This is a genomic window from Schinkia azotoformans, from assembly GCF_035811335.1.
In the GTDB taxonomy this organism is placed as follows: domain Bacteria; phylum Bacillota; class Bacilli; order Bacillales; family Bacillaceae_J; genus Schinkia; species Schinkia azotoformans.
In genome coordinates, this window is sequence record NZ_JARSMD010000016.1 from 63,153 (window position 1) to 84,771 (window position 21,619).

General features: G+C 37.5%; 22 protein-coding genes and 2 other annotated features. Of the genes, 2 read left to right on the forward strand and 20 right to left on the reverse strand.

Annotated elements, in window-relative coordinates; translation table 11 throughout:
• Window positions 1-12: 12 nt before the first annotated feature.
• Together pheS and P9E47_RS08890 are read right to left on the reverse strand one after the other, a co-directional pair.
• Window positions 13-1,044: a phenylalanine--tRNA ligase subunit alpha gene (gene pheS, locus P9E47_RS08885; protein ID WP_326163187.1), complete on the reverse strand. Its 1,032-nt coding sequence runs from the start codon at window positions 1,042-1,044 to the stop codon at window positions 13-15.
• Window positions 1,045-1,091: 47 nt separating this feature from the next.
• Window positions 1,092-1,306: a binding site (T-box leader), on the reverse strand.
• A 68-nt stretch (window positions 1,307-1,374) separates the two neighbouring features.
• Window positions 1,375-2,127, reverse strand: a complete 753-nt coding sequence (locus P9E47_RS08890) for a TrmH family RNA methyltransferase (RefSeq protein ID WP_326163290.1) — start codon at window positions 2,125-2,127, stop codon at window positions 1,375-1,377.
• A 125-nt stretch (window positions 2,128-2,252) separates the two neighbouring features.
• On the opposite strand from P9E47_RS08890, the gene sspI reads away from it, so the two are divergent.
• Window positions 2,253-2,465 (forward strand): small acid-soluble spore protein SspI, encoded by a 213-nt coding sequence (gene sspI, locus P9E47_RS08895; protein ID WP_003331026.1) that lies wholly within the window; start codon window positions 2,253-2,255, stop codon window positions 2,463-2,465.
• Window positions 2,466-2,531: 66 nt separating this feature from the next.
• Here sspI and P9E47_RS08900 read toward each other — a convergent pair whose 3' ends face one another.
• Window positions 2,532-3,620 (reverse strand): M42 family metallopeptidase, encoded by a 1,089-nt coding sequence (locus P9E47_RS08900; RefSeq protein ID WP_003331027.1) that lies wholly within the window; start codon window positions 3,618-3,620, stop codon window positions 2,532-2,534.
• Window positions 3,621-3,700: 80 nt separating this feature from the next.
• Window positions 3,701-4,186, reverse strand: a complete 486-nt coding sequence (locus P9E47_RS08905; protein WP_003331028.1) for a dUTP diphosphatase — start codon at window positions 4,184-4,186, stop codon at window positions 3,701-3,703.
• A gap of 139 nt (window positions 4,187-4,325) precedes the next feature.
• On the opposite strand from P9E47_RS08905, the gene P9E47_RS08910 reads away from it, so the two are divergent.
• A complete protein-coding gene (locus tag P9E47_RS08910; RefSeq protein ID WP_003331030.1) occupies window positions 4,326-4,718 on the forward strand; it encodes a hypothetical protein in 393 nt (130 codons plus the stop codon).
• 17 nt (window positions 4,719-4,735) lie between these two features.
• Here P9E47_RS08910 and P9E47_RS08915 read toward each other — a convergent pair whose 3' ends face one another.
• The 16 genes from P9E47_RS08915 to hflK all read right to left on the reverse strand — a co-directional run bounded on the left by P9E47_RS08915 (window position 4,736) and on the right by hflK (window position 21,589).
• Window positions 4,736-4,999, reverse strand: a complete 264-nt coding sequence (locus P9E47_RS08915) for a DUF1294 domain-containing protein (protein ID WP_235786720.1) — start codon at window positions 4,997-4,999, stop codon at window positions 4,736-4,738.
• A gap of 228 nt (window positions 5,000-5,227) precedes the next feature.
• On the reverse strand, window positions 5,228-5,584 hold the full coding sequence (rplT, locus tag P9E47_RS08920) for a 50S ribosomal protein L20 (RefSeq protein ID WP_003331032.1): 357 nt from the start codon (window positions 5,582-5,584) through the stop codon (window positions 5,228-5,230).
• Between the two features lie 74 nt (window positions 5,585-5,658).
• Window positions 5,659-5,856 carry a 50S ribosomal protein L35 gene (rpmI, locus tag P9E47_RS08925; protein WP_003331033.1) on the reverse strand — a complete coding sequence of 66 codons (198 nt, stop codon included), beginning with the start codon at window positions 5,854-5,856 and terminating at the stop codon, window positions 5,659-5,661.
• A gap of 54 nt (window positions 5,857-5,910) precedes the next feature.
• On the reverse strand, window positions 5,911-6,456 hold the full coding sequence (gene infC / locus P9E47_RS08930; RefSeq protein WP_003331034.1) for a translation initiation factor IF-3: 546 nt from the start codon (window positions 6,454-6,456) through the stop codon (window positions 5,911-5,913).
• A gap of 28 nt (window positions 6,457-6,484) precedes the next feature.
• Window positions 6,485-6,617, reverse strand: a sequence feature (ribosomal protein L20 leader region).
• A gap of 180 nt (window positions 6,618-6,797) precedes the next feature.
• Complete coding sequence (thrS, locus tag P9E47_RS08935) at window positions 6,798-8,747, reverse strand: threonine--tRNA ligase (protein ID WP_326163189.1); 1,950 nt, start codon at window positions 8,745-8,747, stop codon at window positions 6,798-6,800.
• A 473-nt stretch (window positions 8,748-9,220) separates the two neighbouring features.
• Window positions 9,221-10,090 carry a putative sporulation protein YtxC gene (ytxC, locus tag P9E47_RS08940; RefSeq protein ID WP_326163190.1) on the reverse strand — a complete coding sequence of 290 codons (870 nt, stop codon included), beginning with the start codon at window positions 10,088-10,090 and terminating at the stop codon, window positions 9,221-9,223.
• Between the two features lie 133 nt (window positions 10,091-10,223).
• A complete protein-coding gene (locus P9E47_RS08945; protein ID WP_326163292.1) occupies window positions 10,224-11,054 on the reverse strand; it encodes an ATP-binding protein in 831 nt (276 codons plus the stop codon).
• An 11-nt stretch (window positions 11,055-11,065) separates the two neighbouring features.
• Window positions 11,066-12,490, reverse strand: coding sequence for a replication initiation and membrane attachment family protein (locus P9E47_RS08950; protein ID WP_326163191.1), 1,425 nt, complete (start codon window positions 12,488-12,490; stop codon window positions 11,066-11,068).
• Between the two features lie 57 nt (window positions 12,491-12,547).
• Window positions 12,548-13,003: a transcriptional regulator NrdR gene (nrdR, locus tag P9E47_RS08955; RefSeq protein WP_003331041.1), complete on the reverse strand. Its 456-nt coding sequence runs from the start codon at window positions 13,001-13,003 to the stop codon at window positions 12,548-12,550.
• 281 nt (window positions 13,004-13,284) lie between these two features.
• The gene (gene speD, locus P9E47_RS08960) at window positions 13,285-13,668 is read right to left on the reverse strand and encodes an adenosylmethionine decarboxylase (RefSeq protein ID WP_003331042.1); all 384 of its coding nucleotides are present in this window, start codon (window positions 13,666-13,668) and stop codon (window positions 13,285-13,287) included.
• A 325-nt stretch (window positions 13,669-13,993) separates the two neighbouring features.
• The gene (locus P9E47_RS08965; protein ID WP_003331043.1) at window positions 13,994-15,031 is read right to left on the reverse strand and encodes a glyceraldehyde-3-phosphate dehydrogenase; all 1,038 of its coding nucleotides are present in this window, start codon (window positions 15,029-15,031) and stop codon (window positions 13,994-13,996) included.
• A 141-nt stretch (window positions 15,032-15,172) separates the two neighbouring features.
• Window positions 15,173-15,772: a dephospho-CoA kinase gene (gene coaE, locus P9E47_RS08970; RefSeq protein WP_326163192.1), complete on the reverse strand. Its 600-nt coding sequence runs from the start codon at window positions 15,770-15,772 to the stop codon at window positions 15,173-15,175.
• A gap of 74 nt (window positions 15,773-15,846) precedes the next feature.
• A complete protein-coding gene (mutM, locus tag P9E47_RS08975) occupies window positions 15,847-16,680 on the reverse strand; it encodes a DNA-formamidopyrimidine glycosylase (protein WP_326163194.1) in 834 nt (277 codons plus the stop codon).
• A gap of 16 nt (window positions 16,681-16,696) precedes the next feature.
• Entirely contained in the window at window positions 16,697-19,333 is a 2,637-nt protein-coding gene (polA, locus tag P9E47_RS08980) for a DNA polymerase I (RefSeq protein WP_326163196.1), read from the reverse strand.
• Between the two features lie 343 nt (window positions 19,334-19,676).
• The gene (gene hflC / locus P9E47_RS08985; protein WP_035194236.1) at window positions 19,677-20,612 is read right to left on the reverse strand and encodes a protease modulator HflC; all 936 of its coding nucleotides are present in this window, start codon (window positions 20,610-20,612) and stop codon (window positions 19,677-19,679) included.
• Entirely contained in the window at window positions 20,609-21,589 is a 981-nt protein-coding gene (gene hflK / locus P9E47_RS08990) for an FtsH protease activity modulator HflK (RefSeq protein WP_326153831.1), read from the reverse strand. The genes hflC and hflK overlap by 4 nt, the downstream gene beginning before the upstream one ends.
• Between the last annotated feature and the right edge of the window lie 30 nt (window positions 21,590-21,619).

Below are 21,619 nucleotides of genomic sequence, written 5' to 3' on the forward strand. Positions count from 1 at the left end.
TGTAGCCTCCTCTTAAACCCGTTTAAATTGTTTTAAAAAGCGGATATCATTTGTATAGAAATGACGGATATCATCAATGCCATATTTCAACATCGCAATACGCTCAGGTCCCATACCAAATGCGAATCCTGTGTATTTTTTTGAATCAAAGCCGGCCATTTCAAGTACATTCGGATGTACCATACCTGCACCTAGTATTTCAATCCAGCCAGTATGCTTACAGATTGAACAGCCATGACCGCCACACATACAGGAAACATCTATTTCAACTGATGGCTCCGTGAATGGGAAGAAGCTTGGGCGGAGGCGGATTTTACGATCTTCACCGAACATCTTTTTCGCAAATACTTCAAGTGTTCCTTTAAGGTCACTCATGTGAATATTTTCATCAACAACGAGTCCTTCGATTTGCATAAATTGATGGGAATGGGTTGCATCGTCATTGTCACGGCGATAGACCTTGCCCGGACAAATAATTTTAACCGGTCCACGACCTTCATGCTTTAGCATTGTTCTAGGTTGAACTGTTGATGTTTGAGTACGAAGCAAAATTTCTTCAGTTATGTAGAAGGAATCTTGCATATCACGAGCAGGATGGCTTTTTGGTAAGTTTAGTGCTTCAAAATTATAATAATCAGTTTCTACCTCTGGACCTTCAGCAATTTGGTAACCCATGCCAATAAATAAATCCTCAATTTCTTCAATAACAGCAGTTAATGGATGATGATTTCCTGCACGTACCGGACGGCCTGGAAGAGTGACATCGACTTTCTCAGCTGCCAACTTTTTCTCTACTTCTTGTTTTTCAAATCTTTCTTGTTTTTCTTCAAGCTTTTCTTGAATGGCAGCACGTACGTCATTCGCTAATTGACCAATGACTGGGCGCTCCTCTGCAGATAATTTTCCCATGCCGCGTAATACTTCCGTAATCGGACCTTTTTTACCTAAATAGGCAACGCGGATCTCATTCAATGCTTTTAAGTCTTCCGCTTGCTCAACTTTCAGAAGAGCTTCTGCTTGTAGTTCTTTTAACTGAGCTTCCATTTAAATCCTCCTTAAACTTTATATAAATAAAAAAAGCCTTCAATCCCAAAAGGGACGAAGACTTATCTTTCGCGGTACCACCCTAATTAACAGTGCAATATAAATGCACCGTTCACTTCATTGCAATAACGGTTATTCAACCGGACAAGTGTCAGCTCCAGAGTGAATTCAGCTACATCGATCCTAAAGATGCTTCCAGTCTATGGCATCTTCTCCCTGACAAGTCGAGAGGTAACGTACTATGTTCCTTCACAGCTTATGTATAAAATTATCTTTATCATTATAGTATAAGATCCGCTTGGAGGCAAACCCAATTATAAATTTATCGAGCTATCCTCTTAAATGGTACAAAAGGATTCCAGTTGCAATCGAAACATTTAAAGACTCAGCTTGTCCATAAATCGGAATGTATAAATTTTCATCCGTTAGTTTTAATAATTTAGGGTCCACACCATTTCCCTCATTACCGACAAGGAGGGCAAAATGCTTCTGCGGCTCGATTTCTTTAAAGTTGCGTGCCCCTTCCAATGCAGTCCCAAATACCGGCACACCAATAACATTTAGCCGTTTAATCCAAACATCTAAATTCCCGTCCATAATCGGAATATGGAATAAAGAGCCTTGGGTTGCTCTAATAACCTTACCATTATATAAATCGACGCAGCCTTCCCCTAAAATAACAGCATCCATTCCAACAGCATCCGCAGTCCGAATCATTGTTCCAAGATTTCCAGGGTCTTGAACATTGTCTATTAAGAGAAGCTTAGCTGTTGCGATATTAATCGGTGTTGGGCCTTTCATTCCGCAGACAGCAGCGATGCCTTGAGGTGTTTCCGTATCTGAAATAGTATTCATTATATCTTCTGTTACTTCAAAAATATCAATATCCCGCGCGTCCAATAAAGAATATTCTGTTCCCTCGCGAACAATCAATTCTTTTACATAGGCTTTATACTTTAAAGCTTCTTCGATTAAATGCAGACCTTCTATTAAAAATAAACCCGTTTTATTTCGCTCTTTTTTTGTTTGCAGCTTTTTCCATTGCTTCACACGTGGATTTTGCGTTGATTCAATCCGTGTAATCATAATTATCCACCCCATAAATTCTTTTCATTACTCATTATATATAAAAAATAGAAATTTTTACATAATCCATAAAATTTTGTGGAAACTAATGTTGAAACTTGTAAAAAAAGGGGTGCCTTCTAATGAATTTAAATTTACGCCATGCAATTATTCAAAATGTTGCAAGCAACACAAAGGAAGAGTTGGAAGATACAATTATTGATGCAATCCGCAGCCAAGAGGAGAAAATGCTTCCTGGACTTGGCGTGCTATTTGAAGTCATTTGGCAAAATGCGAATGAGGACGAAAAAGAAGAGATGCTATCCAACTTAAAGGACGGCTTACAAAAGCAATGAAATAATAAAGCAATATAAAAAAACGAGGTCTTCTTAACTAATGAATGGCCTCGTTTTTTTGTTTGTTTAGTCAAAAATAATTTCTTTCACTTTATCGTCATCTAATCGCTTGATGACTTCAACAATTAATTTTACCGCATTTTCATAGTCATCACGGTGCAGCATAGCCGCGTTGGAATGAATATAACGTGTAGCAATTGTGATCGCCAACGCAGGTACTCCATTTGCCGTTAAATGGATCGAACCGGCATCCGTCCCGCCACCAGCCATGGAATCAAATTGATAGGGAATATTATTTTCTTCCGCAACGCCGACGACAAAATCACGAAGCCCCTTATGAGAGACTATCGATGCATCATATAAAATGATTTGCGGGCCTTCACCCATTTTACTAACGGACTCTTTTTCAGTAATTCCAGGAGTATCACCAGCAATACCAACATCTACAGCAAACCCGATATCTGGCTTAATTTGCGCCGTTGCCGTTTTTGCCCCTCTTAATCCAACCTCTTCTTGAACGGTTCCAACCCCGTAAACAACATTCGGATGGTCTACCCCTTTAAGGTTCTTCAAAACATCGATTGCAATTGCACAACCAATGCGATTATCCCATGCTTTAGCCAATAACATTTTCTCATTATTCATGACCGTAAATTCGAAGTACGGAACAATCGAATCACCGGGAAGTACTCCCCAGCCCATTGCCTCTTCTTTACTTGTTGCCCCGATATCAATAAACATATCTTTTATATCAACCACTTTTTTTCGGGCTTCAGGTGACAACACATGTGGTGGTTTTGAGCCAATAATCCCAGGGATATTTCCCTTTTTCGTCATGATCGTTACACGTTGAGCCAACATAACCTGTGACCACCAGCCACCCACTGTTTGAAACTTTAGAAAGCCCTTTTCAGTAATTTGCGTAACCATAAATCCAACTTCATCCAAATGTCCGGCCACCATTATTTTAGGACCGTCTTCTTTGCCAACCTTTTTAGCAATAAGGCTGCCAAGATTATCGGATGTTATTTCATCTGCATACGGAGAAATGTATTTTTTCATTACCTCCCGTACTTCCCGCTCATCACCGGGAATCCCTTTGGCATCTGTTAAATCTTTTAGCATCATCAATGTTTCATCTAATTGTTTAACCATATGTATAAAAAACTCCCTTCACACGATCTACAAAGTATATAATTTTGCACACCATTGTCTAGCTTCAGCGCTTTTCTTAATTAATATCCCGAATTTTGCCGTTTATGATTCACTTCATTTTTTAATTTGTATGCTTTTTCGATATCGTCTGGAGAAAATCCTAATAGTTTACCTAATATTATGTACTCGTTAAATATATTATGGTAGTTTTCCAAATTTAATTGCTTTCGAAACTCTATAATACTTGCAAATACAAGTTGAAACTGCTCCACTAAGTCCCTATATTCGTCTTTCGGGTCCAAGGTAACCTGATCTTGCATTTTCAACTCCAACCCGATTGATAAAATAAAATGCACCCCATCAACATATTCCTCTAAAATAACATCCCGTGCAGCCGCTGGCTTTTTGCTCCAAAATTTAAAGCAACGTGTTTCATTAGCTAGTTCGCCAAGCTCAACTAGTAATGCCATAATTTTTTTATCCATTAAATCTGCTTGCTCAAGCCCATGCTCTTTTTCAATTCGTGTGTCCAATTCCTTTTGCAGTTCAAATAACGTTGTTAACACTAAAATCCCCTCTATCCTTCTCTAGATATTCATATTATACCAAATCACGAAAAAAATTATTGCATTATGAAACTTCCTTCGTCGTTTATCCGTATAATATAATTATAATGATGAAGCTTTTCTGAATGGAGGAGTATTTATGTTTGGCGTCATCCTATTTAGACTATTAATTCTCGCATTGATGATATTCCTTATTGTGAAAACGATTAAATATATTGCAAACCCCAAGCGGAAATTAGAATTGGCCCACGAACAAAAGCAGTTTTATTTTTGGGACATCCATGAGAACGTTAGAAAAAACTTTCTGCTTACATATAAAGGTGTTTTGTTTGAAGGGGAAAAATATTTAGGTACGACAGACAATGCCTTTGAAGTCGTCTCTGTGTTTATTTGGGCTAAGGACCCTGATAAATTGCAAGGATTAGAGCGCGAAGACTTTTTGAAAATACAGGAAGAGGTTAAAAAACATTATCCGAATGCCCGCATCGACTGGAAAAATCCAATTCGAAACTTTTTAAATAAGACTGAATAAATGGGGCATATAGCCCCTTATTTTAGTACATAAACTGCGTACCCATAACATAATAAATTAATTAAAATAACAACCGGCATGCCGATTGTAAATGTTTTGTGCTTTGTTTTATGATGATACGTCTTCATCCCCATATAAAGACCAATTCCGCCGCCGAGAAGGCCAATCGTCCAAAACCTAATTTCCGGCACTCTCCATTGTCCTTTTTGCGAGCGCTTCTTATCGATCCCCATTAATATAAAGCCCACGATGCTGATTATAATGAAATATCCTATTAACACATACAAGGTTTCTCTTCTCCTATCATTATTAAAAAAGGTCATCCCACTAAATGCGGAATGACCTTTATTTATGTCGATGTCTAGCTACAGCGACCAGCGACTCGTAAACTTCACCCATCTCCCTACGATAAGTCAACATCGATTCGCTTCGCTTATCGTGTTTCCTTTATCTCAGTCGATGTGCTCCAGTTTATACGTCGCTAAACGGTCACTTTCGCTTTTCTATTATTATTGAATGCTTGCTTTAGCTTTTGATGCTAATTCTGCAAATGCTTTTTCGTCACTTACAGCTAGCTCAGCTAACATTTTGCGGTTGATTTCGATGCCAGCAACCTTTAAGCCATGCATCATGCGGCTGTATGAAAGACCGTTCAAACGTGCAGCTGCATTGATACGTGTAATCCAAAGCTTACGGAAGTCGCGTTTCTTTTGGCGGCGGTCACGATAAGCATACATTAAAGATTTCATTACTTGTTGTTTTGCAACTTTAAATAATGTATGTTTTGAACCGAAATAACCTTTTGCTAATTTTAATACGCGTTTACGACGACGACGCGTTACAGTACCACCTTTAACTCTTGGCATGTGATTCCCTCCTAAGATCTATGTCCGAAATAATATCTGCTATTTTTTCTTTGATTGTTTGAATTAGATGTCTCTTATAAGTTAGAGATCATTTGCTTGATGCGCTTATAGTCACCAGCACTTACTAAAGCACCTTTACGAAGCTTACGCTTTGCTTTTTGCTCTTTATTTGCAAATAAGTGGCTAGTATATGCGTGTGAACGCTTCACTTTGCCGCTTCCAGTTTTTTTGAAACGCTTTGCTGAACCTCTATGAGTTTTCATTTTTGGCATGGGATTTCCTCCTTAGAATCATTGTTGTATCGAGTAATGCATCAATTACTACTTTTATTTACTCTCAGTTTTAGGCGCTAATACGATAAACATACTGCGACCTTCCATTTTCGGCTTTTGTTCAACGACTGCGATCTCTGCACATTGCTCAGCAAGACGGTCGAGAACTCTTTGACCGATTTCTTTATGTGTAATTGCACGACCTTTGAAACGAATACTAGCCTTTACTTTATCGCCTTTTTCAAGGAACTTTATTGCATTGCGAAGCTTCGTATTAAAATCATGTTCTTCAATAGTAGGACTTAAGCGTACTTCCTTAATATTGATAACCTTTTGATTTTTACGTGCTTCCTTGTCTTTCTTCTGCTGCTCATAACGAAATTTTCCATAATCCATTATGCGGCAAACAGGTGGTTTTGCATTAGGTGCAACCATCACTAAATCTAAATTAGCAGTTTGCGCCATTTCCAAAGCTTCGTTTCTCGACTTAATACCGATTTGATCGCCATTAGCACCAACGAGTCGAACTTCACGTGCGCGAATTTCCTCGTTAATAAATAAGTCTTTACTAATAATTAGCCACCTCCAGGGTTTTTTCACTGAATTTTTCGTTTGGGCGACGTTTTATTTACGAAAAAAAACGTCGGCATACATACTACACCCACGTTTCACGATCTTCATTATTTAAGATTGCGTATAACCTGTCAACAACGTCTTAAGTGCGTCAATCAGGTGAGAAGCGGGTGCCTCTACTTTTTCCACAAAGAAATATTCAATTGGACCTTTATACGTTAACATATTAATCCATCTGTGTCAACATACAAAACTAATTTATTAGCAACGCTCTTTATATTACATGATGATTAGCAAAGTTGCAAGTATTTTATTTTGGAAATGACTTGGGCTGATCCTATTAAGGGTCAGCCCAATTTCTTACTTCATTATTCTGCCTTTCCTTTTCGCTGCACTTCAGCCTTAAGTGATTCAACAAATTGATCAAATGGAACTGTTTCAGAGTTGTTTTGGCCATATTTACGAACATTTACACTTTGATCTTTAATTTCATTATCGCCGACTACAAGCATGTAAGGAATCTTTTGCATTTGTGCTTCACGGATTTTATAACCGATCTTTTCGTCGCGTTCATCGATTTCAACACGGAAGCCTTCTAATTGTAATTTTTCCTGAACTTGCTTTGCATAATCAAGATGTACATCGCTTGATACTGGAATTACTTTTGCTTGAACCGGTGCTAACCATGTTGGGAAGGCCCCTTTATACTCTTCAATCAGGAAAGCCACAAAGCGTTCCATTGTTGATACAACTCCACGGTGGATTACAACCGGACGATGTTGTTTGCCATCTTCTCCTACATATGTTAAATCAAAACGCTCCGGCAACAAGAAGTCTAATTGAACTGTAGATAATGTTTCATCTTTTCCTAAAGCTGTTTTTACTTGAACATCAAGCTTTGGACCATAGAAGGCTGCTTCTCCTTCAGCTTCATAATAATCAAGGCCTAGATCATCCATTGCGTCCTTTAACATGGATTGAGCTTTTTCCCACATTGCATCATCATCAAAATATTTTTCCTTATCCTGAGGATCACGATAGGATAAGCGGAATGCATAATCATTAAAATTAAAATCTTTATATACCGCTAAAATTAAGTTAACTACGCGCTTAAACTCATCTTTAATTTGATCTGGACGTACAAAAATATGAGCATCATTTAAAGTCATCCCACGTACACGTTGTAACCCGGATAGAGCTCCCGACATTTCAAATCGATGCATCGTACCAAGCTCTGCAATCCGAATTGGCAGTTCACGATAGCTGTGCATGCTGTTTTTATAAACCATCATATGATGAGGACAGTTCATTGGACGAAGAACTAATGATTCATTGCTATCCATTTCCATCGGCGGGTACATATCCTCTTGATAATGATCCCAGTGACCAGAAGTCTTATAAAGTTCTACATTTGCCAGAACTGGTGTATAAACATGGCTGTATCCAAGTCTTTCCTCTAAATCTACAATATATCTTTCGATTTGGCGGCGAATGGTCGCACCCTTTGGAAGCCATAGTGGAAGACCCTGCCCAACCAATTGCGATACTGTAAATAAATTCAATTCTTTGCCAAGTTTACGGTGGTCACGTTCTTTAGCCTCTTCAAGTAATCTTAAATACTCATCCAATTGTGCTTTCTTAGGAAAAGCCGTTCCGTAAATACGCTGAAGCATTTTGTTATTGCTGTCACCGCGCCAATACGCGCCGGCAATGTTCATTAATTTAAACACTTTAAGTTTTCCTGTTGACGGCACATGGACACCACGGCAAAGATCAAAGAATTCTCCTTGTGAATAAATTGTAATCTTTTCTCCTTCAGGGATCGCACTAATTAGCTCTACCTTTAACGGATCACCAATTTCTTCATACATTTTAATCGCTTCTGTGCGTGTTACCTCTTGGCGTTCAACCGGTAGGTTACTATCGATAATTCGCTGCATTTCTTTTTCAATTTTAGGCAGATCTTCCGGTGTTAATGGTTGTTCCATATCAACATCATAATAAAATCCGCTTTCAATCACAGGGCCAACTCCTAATTTCACATCGCCATATAAACGCTTAATCGCTTGTGCCATTAAATGCGCTGTACTATGGCGTAGAATTTCAAGTCCATCTGGTGTGTCATATGTGACGATTTCAATCGCCCCATCTTCTGTGATTGGAGTACGCAAATCAATTGCTTTTCCATTTAATTTTCCGGCTAAAGCATTTTTCTTTAATCCTGAGCTTATCGATGCTGCAATTTCTTCTGTAGTCGTTCCATTTGGAAACTCCTTCACAGCACCATCAGGAAACGAAACTTTAATAACTTCTGACATTTTGTTACACTCCTTTTTCTTTTGAAAAATAAAAAAAAACACCCATCCCTAAAACAAGGGACGAGTGTTGGTCTCGTGGTTCCACCCTTCTTCCCACATCCGACAATTGATGAACTGCGAATCTCGTCGTCAGTTCGCTTTTTCGGTACTCACGTAGGGAAAGCCTACGCTCCGTTCCTCAAAGCTTCACTTCCTAGATCTTCTCGTTCCTGAATTGTCGGAAGATAGCATATCAAAATATGCTTGCACTCTTCCTGTGGCTTGAAGTCAGATAACGGTTGTTGCCGTCAACGGTTCTTTCCCGTTGAAGTTTAAAGGTGGTAAGCTACCTTTCGTGTATAGAAAGCTTGCAGCCATGGCTTTCCTCTCTAATATACCGTAAAAATAACTCATGTCCTTATCGTAACTGATTATGATTTAAAATTGCTATGTACGTATTATATCCACATTTATCAAATAAAATCAAGTTACTTTTAATTTGACATCTTTCCATCTATTTGTTTAAAAGATTGCAAAGGTTGTAGCACAACTCGTTCTAAAAAAATGTTTTGGATCGTTTGAACTAGCCCGTGATCCATTAGGTCCGTATACAAATAAATGGTTCTAGGTGCAATTGAAATTAACGGGGCAATTACCAAAGAATCCGTATCAATATCCTCAATTTTAATCAACTGTTCATCAATTAAATATTTTAATTCTTCCTGACTAATTTCATTTAAGTTTCTGTCAAAAAAGTAAAATTCCCCTTCATAAACTAAGTGAATCGTCTCCATTAAGGCATCTTTCGTATATACGTACCGGCGCAGGTTTTCTACAAAGTTTTGATATTCCTGCTCCAGTTTATATTCATCAATGGCTGCTTCAATATATTGAACTAGACGAAATCGATACTCCTTTAAGCGAAATTGTAAAAAAGATTCAAAGGAAAAGGAAACACTAGCAGTTAAAAAATCCTGTAATGCATGTTCGATCATTTTTTCCCTAGGTAGATGTTCATTCATTTTAGAAATCATCGGAACCTCATGTTTTTCACCGTCAATGATTGATCTTGCAACAGACATGATTTGACGCTGTTCCTCCTCATCGGAAAAATAAAACATATTTCGGATCATTTCCTTCATCCAGCGTACTTCAACGATTTTCAGTATGTATTTCAATAATACCGGAATAATGACAGTGGAAATGATCGTTTCAAAGGATTCTTTAAAATTTATTTTCACGAGCACCCGAGGCTCATAAATAATATTTGAATGAACATGCTCGGTATTAGGATGGTTATGTTCTTTTATTAGTTGAAAAAGTAAAGCTGCGTCCTTCTTTTCACGAAATTGTATTGTAATCATTTATATATGGTCCCCCTTTTGCTGTTTACACAGCAAATACCTGTTACATGTATATGGGGACAACTTGAAAAAAATGATTACAAATACAAACAGAACAAAAAAACCTATCTTCTTAGATAGGCAGAATCATAGATTAATTCCATACTTCGATATTTACATCTTTTTTCCGATAGTCGATGCCGTCAAGTTTAAGGATAAACGTATTTTTTAATATCCTTGATGTATTTCTTTTGCCAAAAACCTCTGTAAATTGATCATGTTTTAAATTCGTTGTAAAAATAGTCGGTTTTCCGAGTCTTGAGTCTAATAGTTCAAATATCTTTTGAATATCATGATTGGACCCTGCTTCGGCTCCCATATCATCAATGACTAACAGATCAATATCTTTCATTTTATTTAAAATATCAACAGCTGTTAGTCCGCTATCATCATATTTGGAATAGGTGTTTTTAATTAATGTTAATAACAGCGGCAGGCTTATAAATAATCCGCTATATTCCTTTTCCATGACTACCTTTAAAATCGAAATCGATAAATGTGATTTACCTATCCCGGTTTCTCCAAAAATCAACAGATTTTTAGGCTGCTGTCCATTTTTCAAGTTAAAATTGCGGGCGTATGCCATGCATAAACTTTTAACTTTTTCTTGAAGACTTGTTGTAGGTTGATAGCTTTCGAATGTTGCAGATTTAAGATCCTCATTCATTAATGAGTTCCGGTTAAAATAGCGGAAAAATCTGTCCTTCTTCAGCATTTCTACATTTTTCTCTATCTCCATTGCTAAAGCTTTGTCTGGACATTTACAGCCAATTTTAAACTCCTGCAGCTGCCCTTTATCAGGTCCGCCTAAAACGGGCAGCAGCTGCACTTTAACATGGCTTTGACACCCTTCACAAAAATATTCATTAATTATCCTAGGTTGTTTAAATCCATTTCCGAAAAGGTCAGCTAATACATTCCCCACTGTTCTCAAGCTTATTCTCCCTTTCCTTCTAATTGTTCAAACATTTTTTGCATGCTCTTTGTTATATCATCTTCTGTTAATTCTGACGTTGTTTGCTTTGAATTATTTTCATTTCCATCAAGCCCAAGCATGAGTAGGCGCCTATTAGCTTCTGGGTCTTTACTGCTTTTAAACGTTCGTCGGCTCGCTTGGGTTTCTTTTTTCTTATTTTCCCCGGACCTTTCCTTGCTTTTCCGTTCCTCTTCTTTTGCTAAATCCATCGCTTCCCTAACGGTCTTCACCTGAAGTCGAGCCCAATGGCCAGCAATTGTGTAAATAAAATTTTTGTTCAGCTTCTTGTCTGATTTAAGCATGACATAGTAAAGTAAGACGTTCACGACACCTGGATTAAGCTTTTGATTAATCATGATATTTTCAATGATTTGAAGATCGGTTGTTGTTGGTTCAACCCCTTCAGACAAGGATTTTAAAAATTCATATGGTGATAGTCTATCAAGCTTCTTTATTAAGCGATCTTCTTCACTTTGTGGCTCCCTGCCCATTAATGACAAGTCTTGCAATGGCTGAGTTTTATAAGCTAGTCTAGGAAGTTTCGCACCATGATGCAGTTGGTAATAATTGCGAGCTTCTTCCCGAAGCAATTTTACATTAATTTGATTCTCTTCATTCAATGTCCACATGACTATTTTCGCCATATCAATTGGATTGATTGAATATAAAAAGGCGAGCTTTGCAATGATTTCCTTCATCTCTTCGGTAAATATATCCTTTCGGATTAACGATTTTGAAATTCCGGCAAAGAATAAATCAAAATCAAATACATTTTCAGGTATAAAAATACCGGAAGGATTCACTCTTTCAACCATTTGTTCCCCATTTTGAGAAAGGGCATTCTTCATTTCATCATTCGACACATCCAACTCCGATGGTTTTAGGAATGAGAATACATCAACGAATGATCTTGTCACTTCTTTATAAGTATTTTCTTCAATTTTAACATCATTAAAGAAGTTTTTTACCTTTTGAAAACTTGCTTTTCCAAGGCGGTTATACAGAAATACGATAAAAACATCATGATTGAAAAACTCTTTAGGAGATAGTGGAGGCTGCAATTCATATATAAACGTTCGGTTAGATTCATCTTCTTTTACGTAGGTCTTTAATAAGCCAATGCCTTCTAGCTTTTTCCGTTCTTCGAAGATTTGCTGTAAATTTAATGCCGTCATTTTAATTAAATGACTATGTGTATTTTTTGTTCCCCACAGTCGATTTACCTCTACTTCACTCCAAAGTGTCATATATAAACTAAAGCCTATTGGGCCGATTAATGGTTGATATAGTAATGTAAGCGCCTTGCGGTCAAAATCTTGAAGAATACCATTCGTTCGGACTATATACTCATCTACCGGGAGCAATTCTTTCCAATGATATGTCAAGTATAACAACCCCCTCATTTAAAAGGAAAAAGAGCTTTCTTATCGAGAAGCCCTTTTCTAATCCTTTTTTATTAATTCCTTTAGTTCATCAATAAACACATTAATATCTTTAAATTGTCTATATACAGAAGCAAAGCGTACGTAAGCTACCTCATCTACCTTTGCTAATTGATCCATGACCATTTCACCAATTGCTTCACTTTTAAATTCTGAGATTCCTTGATTACGTAATTCCTTTTCTATATCACTGACAATGTCCTCTAGAGTTTGCAGGGGAACAGGCCTTTTTTCGCATGCCTTAATGAGGCCTCTCAGCATCTTCTCTCTACTGAATTCCTCTCGTGTTCCACCCTTTTTCACAACAACTAATGGGGTCTCCTCAACCTTTTCAAATGTTGTAAATCTGTATTGGCATTTTTCACATTCTCTTCTTCTGCGAATGGATCGTCCGTCTTCTACTGGGCGTGAATCGAGAACTCTTGTCCCATTATATTGGCAATGTGGACATCTCATAAAATCAACTCCGTCAATTGGCGATAAACTTTTCTTACTTATATGATATATAAAATTTGTTATGTTCACAAGTTTTTTTATTGGTAAATTAGAAAAGCGGAAGCGACCGTTCAGCGACGAACAAACTGGAGCACTTCGCAATGAGATAAAGGAAACACAGCGAGGTACGAGCTGATGTTGACTTATCGTAGTGAAGAAGTGTGAAGTTTGCTAGTCGCTGGGAGCTGGAGCTAGACAAAAAAAGAGAGACACGCCTATGCCTCTCATTGTAATTTTCATCATTATAAAGCTTTTCCAACATTTTGATTAATTTGTACTGGACCCATTCCACGTGGTACTTCTATATTCTCACGTGTAATCGCTTCAAGTTCATCGGCAATATAATCCGCCGCTACATTGGGATCAATTCGATCACCACAAGTATATACATCTATACTTGCATAACCATGCTCTGGAAAGCTATGAATGGTTAAATGTGACTCAGAGATGATTACTACACCACTTACACCTTGTGGAGCAAACTTATGAAAAGCTACCTCTCTAATCTCAGCACCAGCCTTAAGGGCTGCGTCAACAAACGTCTGTTCAATCAAGTTGATGTCGTTCAGCTTTTCAACATTACAACCCCAAAGCTCCGAAATAACATGACGACCGATCGTATCCATAGTACGTCCCCCTCTTCTAATAGAATTTTGGAAAGTCTACCGAAGCGTTATGCTGACTACAACGGGGGAAAGTTAGTCCTCAGAGGTCCTAACCCTTTAAGTAGCCACATTTTTTTCTTCGTTATATTATCAAATGCGCCTTGGTGTATTGGCGCCCAGAGTTTTTCGAGCAAGCTCGAAAAACTACCGATGAATAAAGTTTACACGATTCATAGTATACGTTCTTTATTATGCTTTTGCAACTATTTACCAAACATTTATCTTTATAATGTATACAATATATAAAAAAACAGATGATCAAATGACCATCTGTCTATTTTGTGCTTTAAGAAACAGTTACTGTCGCTGCTTTTTCGATTTCTTTAGCTACTAATCTTGCTAGGTCTACTACACGGCTGGAGTAACCCCACTCATTGTCATACCATACTAATACTTTTAATTTTTTGCCACCGATAACCATTGTTGAAAGTGCATCAACAATACCTGAACGATCATCCGTTGTAAAATCGATGGATACTAACGGTTCATCAGTAATTCCTAAAATGCCCTTCATTGGTCCCTCGGCAGCAGCTTTACGGAAAGCATTATTTACTTCTTCAGCAGTCACTTCACGTTTTAAGTCTACTACTAAGTCTACTAAAGAAACGTTTGGTGTAGGTACACGTAAAGCCATACCATGTAGTTTTCCAGCCATTTCAGGCATTACTGTGGCGATTGCTTTAGCAGCACCCGTTGATGTCGGGATAATCGATTGTGCACATGCACGGGCACGACGAAGATCTTTCTTATGTGGATTATCAACATTCTTTTGGTCATTTGTATAGGCATGAACAGTTGTCATTAATCCATTTTCAATACCAAATTGCTCATTTAAAACCTTAACTACTGGTGCTAAACAGTTAGTTGTACAAGATGCATTTGAAATTACATGATGTGTTTCATGATCATAAATTTCATCATTTACACCCATTACGATTGTAACATCTTCTCCTTTAGCTGGAGCTGTAATGATAACTTTTTTCGCACCTGCTTCTATATGTGCAATTGCCTTATCTTTTGAGTTAAACTTCCCTGTTGCTTCAATAACGATATCTATATTTAATTCCTTCCAAGGGAGAAGCTTAGGGTCACGTTGATCTAATAATTGAACACGTTTGCCATTAACAATGATTGCATTTTCTTCAACTTCAACTTTACCTTGGAATTTTCCATGGACGCTATCATATTTTAACATATGTGCTAAATTTTCAGCTGGGTAGCTTGCATTAATCGCTACAATTTCAAATGTGTCATCTAGAATTGCACTCCTAAAAAACATTCTACCTATACGCCCAAAACTATTTATCGCTACTCTTGCCTTCACCTTATTGTCTCCTTCCGGATTGTGTTATACTTTTTTTATCTTTTCAGTACAAATAGTATAACATAAATATAACTCCAATTGTTAGGCTAATACATATTTTTATAAAAATATTTATGAAATAATAATTTTATTTTGAATATGCTATATTAATTCCCACTGTTTTAAGACTGCCAATAATTGTTCCTTTGTTTCTTCAATTGAACCATTATTATTGATAACGGCATCCGCTAATGGAATTTTTTCGGTTAATGGCATTTGTGAGTTAATTCTTGCTTCTGCTTCTTCAACTGATAAACCATTTCTCTGCATCAATCGTTTTACCTGAACGTCACGGTCAACATATACAAGTATAACTTTCTCAACTAAATGGGTTTGTTTGCTTTCAAAAAGCAGGGGAATGTCCAAAACAATTATTTTTTCCCCTTTTTCAATAAACTCCCTTTTTAACCGACTCATTTTTTCACGAACAGCTGGATGAACGATGCTATTCAAAACTTTTCTCTTTTGTTCATTATTAAAGATGACCTCGCCGAGTTTCTGACGATTTATAGTTCGGTCATCATGAAGAATGGTTCTTCCGAATGCCCCTATAATTTTAAAGTAAGCATCTTCCCCAACTTCAACTACCTCTCGGGCGATAACATCTGCATCAATTATTACAATCCCGAGATCTCTTAGCATAGTCGCTACCGTGCTTTTACCGCTGGCAATTCCTCCGGTTAATCCTAAGACTGTTGTCATTCTTTCTCCTCCTTTCACCTAACATTTGTATAGCTCCAGCGACCAGCGACTCGTAAACTTCGCTGAACGGTCGCTTACACTTTTCGTTTCTGGCACTTCGGACAATAATGTGTTCCTCTGCCACCTACTGTTGTTTTTTCGATCGGTGTTCCGCAGTTTTGGCATGGTTCCCCTTTTTTGCTATAAACAAATAGCTCCAGCTGGAACAGTCCGATTTCACCTTGGCTATTTACATAAGAACGAATTGTACTTCCGCCCTTTTCTACTGCCTCATGTAATGTATCGATTATTTCTTGATGCAGGAGCTTCATTTCCTTATGTGTCAGCGAGTTCGCTGATCGCTCCGGATGTATGCCCGCTCTAAATAGGGCCTCATCGACATAGATGTTGCCAAGTCCAACGACTATTTTTTGATCTAAAAGTGCCACCTTTATTTTACGGTCAGTTTTCTTTAACCGCTCTCTTAAATATTCAACTGTAAATTCTTCGGAAAAAGGCTCAACCCCGAGCTGATTTAAAGGCAATTCCTTTTCTTCATTGCCCTTTGGAAAAAGATGCATCGTGCCAAACTTCCGTACATCACGATAGCGAAGTTCAGTACCATCTGTAAATGTAAACAGTACATGTGTATGTTTATCATACGGTTCCTCTTGTTTGTACAGGCCGTAGCGGCCTTCCATCCGAAGGTGGGAAACTAAAGTGTAGTCATCGAGAATAAACTTTAGAAATTTCCCTCTCCTTCCTATATCTACGATGGATTGCCCTTTCAACAGGAACTGGAACTGACTTACATCAGCTGGTTCTTTTATTATTTTCGGCCAAAGGACCTCGACATGGTCAATTTTTTTGCCTTTGACTAGCTTTACTAATGTTCTGCGAACTGTTTCAACCTCAGGCAGTTCAGGCATCACTACAACTCCTTCATCATTTGGCATCAAACCAGGTTGGGCCAAAGCAATAATCGACTTTTAATGGAACATCAAGTTTAACGGCATTTTCCATCACTTCAGGAACGATTTGTTTTAGTTTTTCAATTTCATTTTCTGGTGCTTCAAAAATTAATTCATCATGGACCTGCAGTAAAAGTCTTGTTTGCAGTTGTTCCTTTTTCAAACGCTCCGCCATATCAATCATAGCTTTTTTGATGATATCGGCTGCACTACCCTGAATCGGTGTATTCATAGCGGTACGCTCAGCAAAGCTTCTAATATTGAAGTTTCTGCTCGTTATATCAGGCAAATAACGGCGTCGATTTAGAATTGTTGTTACATAGCCATTTGCTCTCGCTGTAAGAATAATGTCATCCATATACTTCTTTACACCTGGAAAACTCTTTAAGTATTGATCAATAAATTTACCAGCTTCTTTTCTCGTAATTCCCAGGTTTTGAGATAAACCAAAATCACTAATGCCGTAGATAATACCAAAGTTTACTGCCTTAGCTTGGCGGCGCATATTGGAAGTTACTTCTTCTTCGTTCACATGGAATACATCCATTGCTGTTTTTGTATGAATATCTTTGCCTTCTCTGAAAGCTGCCATTAATTTTTCGTCTTGTGAAATATGAGCCATTACCCGCAATTCAATTTGAGAATAGTCCGCTGCAAAAATAACCCAGCCCTGTTCGGATGGAATAAAGGCTTGCCTGATTTTTCGTCCTTCCTCCATGCGGATCGGAATATTTTGCAGATTTGGTTCAGTCGAACTTAATCTTCCCGTCTGTGTTAAAGCTTGATTAAAGCGGGTATGGATTTTACTTGTATCCTTGTGAACAACCTTCAGAAGCCCATCAATATAGGTTGATTTTAACTTTCCTAATTGTCTGAAATTCAATAAAAGCGGAATCATCTCATGGGCATCGACCAATTTTTCAAGCACATCCGCAGATGTTGAATAGCCTGTCTTTGTTTTTTTCACAGGAGGCAAATTCAACTTTTCAAACAAAATGACTCCTAGCTGTTTAGGTGAATTAATATTGAATGGTTCACCTGCAAGTTCATGAATTTTTTCTTCCATTTGCTTTAATTGAGTATCAAGTTCAACACCCATTTTTTCTAGACGATCTGTATCTACGACAACACCGGTCGTTTCCATTTCACTTAAAATAAATGATAATGGCAGTTCAAGATTTCTAAATAAATCATATTGATTATTATTTTCTAAATCCTTAATTGCCTTATCCTTTACGGCAAATATGGCGTCTGCTTTTCGAACAAGATGATCGGCTAATTCTCCAACTGACGGAACCTTGCGTTTTGCACCTTTACCATACACAGCCTCATCGACATTGATATTCATGTAACCATTTCGTTTAGCGAAATCTGTAATTTCATGATTTGTTTCTGCTGGATTTAATAGGTAGGAAGCAATTAAAAGGTCAAATTCGATTCCTTTTAGATCTATTCCTCTCCATTTAAGTGAGACGATTGATTGTTTGGCATCAAAAACAAATTTTTTCGCATTCTCATCCTCTAGCCAATTTTTGAAGTTTTCAGATGCTAAAGCATGATCCGTTGAAATAAAAAACTTTCCTTTCCTATTTGCCAACGAAAAACCAACAATTTCGGCTTCATGATAATTTTCCTCGATCACTTCAACAACTAAAGCAGATTCATTTATTAGCATATCTGCTGTTAGTTCCGTTACGATTTCATAAGTGATTTCTTCGATTTCTTGAAGCTCTGACGATGAATCGCTGTCACCGATCTTTTCCAGCAGCGAATTAAAGCCAAGCTCTTTAAAAATTTTGATGACATTTTCCTTATTTATTTCCTGACGTGCAATATCATTGATTGTGATTTCAATAGGAGCCTCACAATTAATCGTAGCTAATTTCTTCGACATCAAGGCTTGATCTATATTTTCCGCTAACTTTTCCTGAAGTTTTTTTCCGCTTACTTCCGCAATCGATTCGAGCGTTTTCTCTAAAGTACCAAATTGGGTCAACAGCTTAATCGCTGTTTTCTCACCAACCCCCGGAACACCTGGAATGTTGTCCGATGAATCTCCCATCAACCCTTTCATATCAATAATCTGATCCGGCGTTAAATTGTATCTTTCTTTAATTTGATCTACATCATATGTATCTACATCTGTGATGCCTTTTTTTGTATGGAGAACTGTCACATAATCAGAAACTAGCTGCAATAAATCTTTATCACCGGAAATAACCTTCACTTCGATTTGTTCCTTCTCCGCCTTTTTCGCTAAGGTCCCAATAATATCATCCGCTTCATAAAGTTCCAGTTCATATCTCGGTATATTAAACGCGTCTAACACTTCTCTAATAAATGGAAATTGTTCAGAAAGCTCATGCGGTGTTTTCTCACGACCACCTTTATATTCGGAAAATGTTTGATGGCGAAATGTCGTTTTTCCGGCATCAAAGGCAACTAAAATATGCGATGGGTTTTCATCTTCCAAAACCTTCATTAAAATCATCGTGAAGCCATAAACGGCATTCGTATAGATCCCTTTGTCATTATTTAGAAGCGGCAATGCAAAAAAAGCCCTGTAAGCGATACTGTTGCCATCGATTAATACAATTTTTTGTTTAGTCATCCATAAACCTCCCTAAAGTAAAACACGCAAACATCAATTCTACACTATATTTTACCATGTTCAATTAAAATTAGAAAAACACGTAATTTGCCCATAATGGCAAATTACGATGTCTTTTCTTATACTATAATCCATAAAATTTTTCTACTTATAGTAGAAAAAAACAATCGGCATTAATCCGATTGCTTTTCCATTGTCTAGCTCCAGCACCCAGCGACTAGCAAACTTCACACTCCTCCACTACGATAAGTCAACATCAGCTCGTACCTCGCTGTGTTTCCTTTATCTCATTGCGAAGTGCTCCAGTTTGTTCGTCGCTAAACGGGTGCTTCCGCTTTTCTATTTATTCAGTATACCCCATCAACAGCTTAGCATATGGAGAATTAGCAGGAAGTATAATGACTGTTTCCCCATCAATAGTCCGTTTATAAGACTCTAAAGTACGAAAAAGATTATAAAAGCTTGGATCTTTACTAAAGGCATCATTATATGTTTGGGCCGCTTTTTGTTCACCTTCAGCTCTAATCTTTTCAGCATCTGCTTGGGCTTTTGCTAATAATTCTTTCACTTCCCGATCCGTATTGGCGATGATTCTATTTTTTTCCGCATCCCCCATTGACAAATATTCCTGAGCCTTTGTTTCACGTTCTGATATCATCCGTTTATACACAGATTCCTCGTTTTCAGCCGGTAAATCAATTCTTTTCATCCGGATATCAGTCACGATAATTCCGTAATTATCTCTTTGCAGCAGGTCATTTACCTCGGCCGTCACCGTTTCATTAAAACTTCCCCGACTCGAATTTTCCTCATCAATAATTTCATCATAATTTAATTGACCAAGCTGCGTCCTGACAACTGAAAAAATAAATTCACTCATTTTAGCTTCGGCATTTTCTACGGTCCGCAAATTTGAAATCATCTTTTTCGGATCCTGAATTCTCCAAACGGCATAATTATCGACAAGCATCCGCTTTTTATCTTTCGTATTAATTTCTGCTTGTTGCACCTCATAAAACTTTTGGTATTTCGGCAAGGTTTGAACAGATTGAATAAATGGAATTTTAAAATTCAATCCCGGTTGATCAATGATGCGGACAACTTCCCCAAACTGGCGGATCACCTTATACTCGCCTTCTTTTACAACAAAGACATTGCTCAGGATAAACCCAATAAGGACAAAAAAGATAATGATACTGATACCAAATCTTGTAATCTTCTTCCACTCAATATTTTTATTTTTCAATTCATCTAAATTCACTATTTTTTTATCACTCATTTTTTGTCACTCCCTCCCTGCTCAGTAGCCTTCGTTTGCGGGGCCGGATTATTTCCTTCTAAAGGACGAATCGGAAGATATTTCAACGTCCCGCCGTCATCATTTAGAATATAGACATCTGCGTTAGGTAATACTTGATCAATGGTTTCAAGCACTAAACGTTTTCTTGTAATTTCAGGCTGCTTTTTGTACTCATTATAGAGGGCATTAAAAACCGCTACATCCCCGATAGATTTTTCGATACGGGCAGTGCGATCACCCTCTGCCATTGAGATGATTGCGTCTTTTTCCCCTTCAGCTTCTTGTTTTCGTTTATTTAAATATTTATTAGCTTCATTAATTTTAGTATTCATTGTTTCCCTAGCATCTGTAACTTGGGTAAACGCCTTACGAACTTCTGCATTTGGTAATTCTACATCCTGAAGTTTAACAGCTAGAATGGAAATACCTATATTATAATCTGTTAAAAGCTCTGTTAACATATCTCTAACCTTCGCTTCTACTTCTGCTTTTCCTGACGTTAAAACATCATCAATTTTCGAACTTCCAATTACTCCCCTTAATGAAGCAGATGTTGCATTATAAAGGATATTTCTAGGGTCTTCTGCATTGTACAGGAATTTACCTGGGTCTGTTATTTTCCATTGGACAACTAGATCGGCCAGTACGATATTCTCATCCCCAGTGATCATCTTTGTATCCTGTGGAAACTCTTCAACAATTTCACCGTTTTCCTCTTTATATCCAAACTGTAAACTAAATGTTTCTTTAGAAAGCTTGCGTACATCCTGGATTGGCCATGGCATCTTAAAGTGCAATCCAGGTTGAGAAATTCCTTCATCAATTTTACCAAATGTCAAAATAACAGCTTGTTCTGATTCATCAACTGTATACCAGCTTGTAAAACCGACGACACCAAGAATCAGGATTATAAGAAACAAACCAAATGTAGTATAAATTCTTTTTAAACTAATCATCCCGTACCTCCCCTTTATTAGTTTGTTAAT

What these genes read in the sequence shown, in the direction of transcription:
- pheS (WP_326163187.1), bottom strand. Translation starts at nt 1,044, where the DNA reads ATGGAAGCTCAGTTAAAAGAACTACAAGCAGAAGCTCTTCTGAAAGTT.
- sspI (WP_003331026.1), top strand. Translation starts at nt 2,253, where the DNA reads ATGAATTTAAATTTACGCCATGCAATTATTCAAAATGTTGCAAGCAAC.
- P9E47_RS08900 (WP_003331027.1), bottom strand. Translation starts at nt 3,620, where the DNA reads ATGGTTAAACAATTAGATGAAACATTGATGATGCTAAAAGATTTAACA.
- P9E47_RS08910 (WP_003331030.1), top strand. Translation starts at nt 4,326, where the DNA reads ATGTTTGGCGTCATCCTATTTAGACTATTAATTCTCGCATTGATGATA.
- rplT (WP_003331032.1), bottom strand. Translation starts at nt 5,584, where the DNA reads ATGCCAAGAGTTAAAGGTGGTACTGTAACGCGTCGTCGTCGTAAACGC.
- rpmI (WP_003331033.1), bottom strand. Translation starts at nt 5,856, where the DNA reads ATGCCAAAAATGAAAACTCATAGAGGTTCAGCAAAGCGTTTCAAAAAA.
- thrS (WP_326163189.1), bottom strand. Translation starts at nt 8,747, where the DNA reads ATGTCAGAAGTTATTAAAGTTTCGTTTCCTGATGGTGCTGTGAAGGAG.
- ytxC (WP_326163190.1), bottom strand. Translation starts at nt 10,090, where the DNA reads ATGATTACAATACAATTTCGTGAAAAGAAGGACGCAGCTTTACTTTTT.
- nrdR (WP_003331041.1), bottom strand. Translation starts at nt 13,003, where the DNA reads ATGAGATGTCCACATTGCCAATATAATGGGACAAGAGTTCTCGATTCA.
- speD (WP_003331042.1), bottom strand. Translation starts at nt 13,668, where the DNA reads ATGGATACGATCGGTCGTCATGTTATTTCGGAGCTTTGGGGTTGTAAT.
- coaE (WP_326163192.1), bottom strand. Translation starts at nt 15,772, where the DNA reads ATGACAACAGTCTTAGGATTAACCGGAGGAATTGCCAGCGGTAAAAGC.
- mutM (WP_326163194.1), bottom strand. Translation starts at nt 16,680, where the DNA reads ATGCCTGAACTGCCTGAGGTTGAAACAGTTCGCAGAACATTAGTAAAG.
- polA (WP_326163196.1), bottom strand. Translation starts at nt 19,333, where the DNA reads ATGACTAAACAAAAAATTGTATTAATCGATGGCAACAGTATCGCTTAC.
- hflC (WP_035194236.1), bottom strand. Translation starts at nt 20,612, where the DNA reads ATGAGTGATAAAAAAATAGTGAATTTAGATGAATTGAAAAATAAAAAT.
- hflK (WP_326153831.1), bottom strand. Translation starts at nt 21,589, where the DNA reads ATGATTAGTTTAAAAAGAATTTATACTACATTTGGTTTGTTTCTTATA.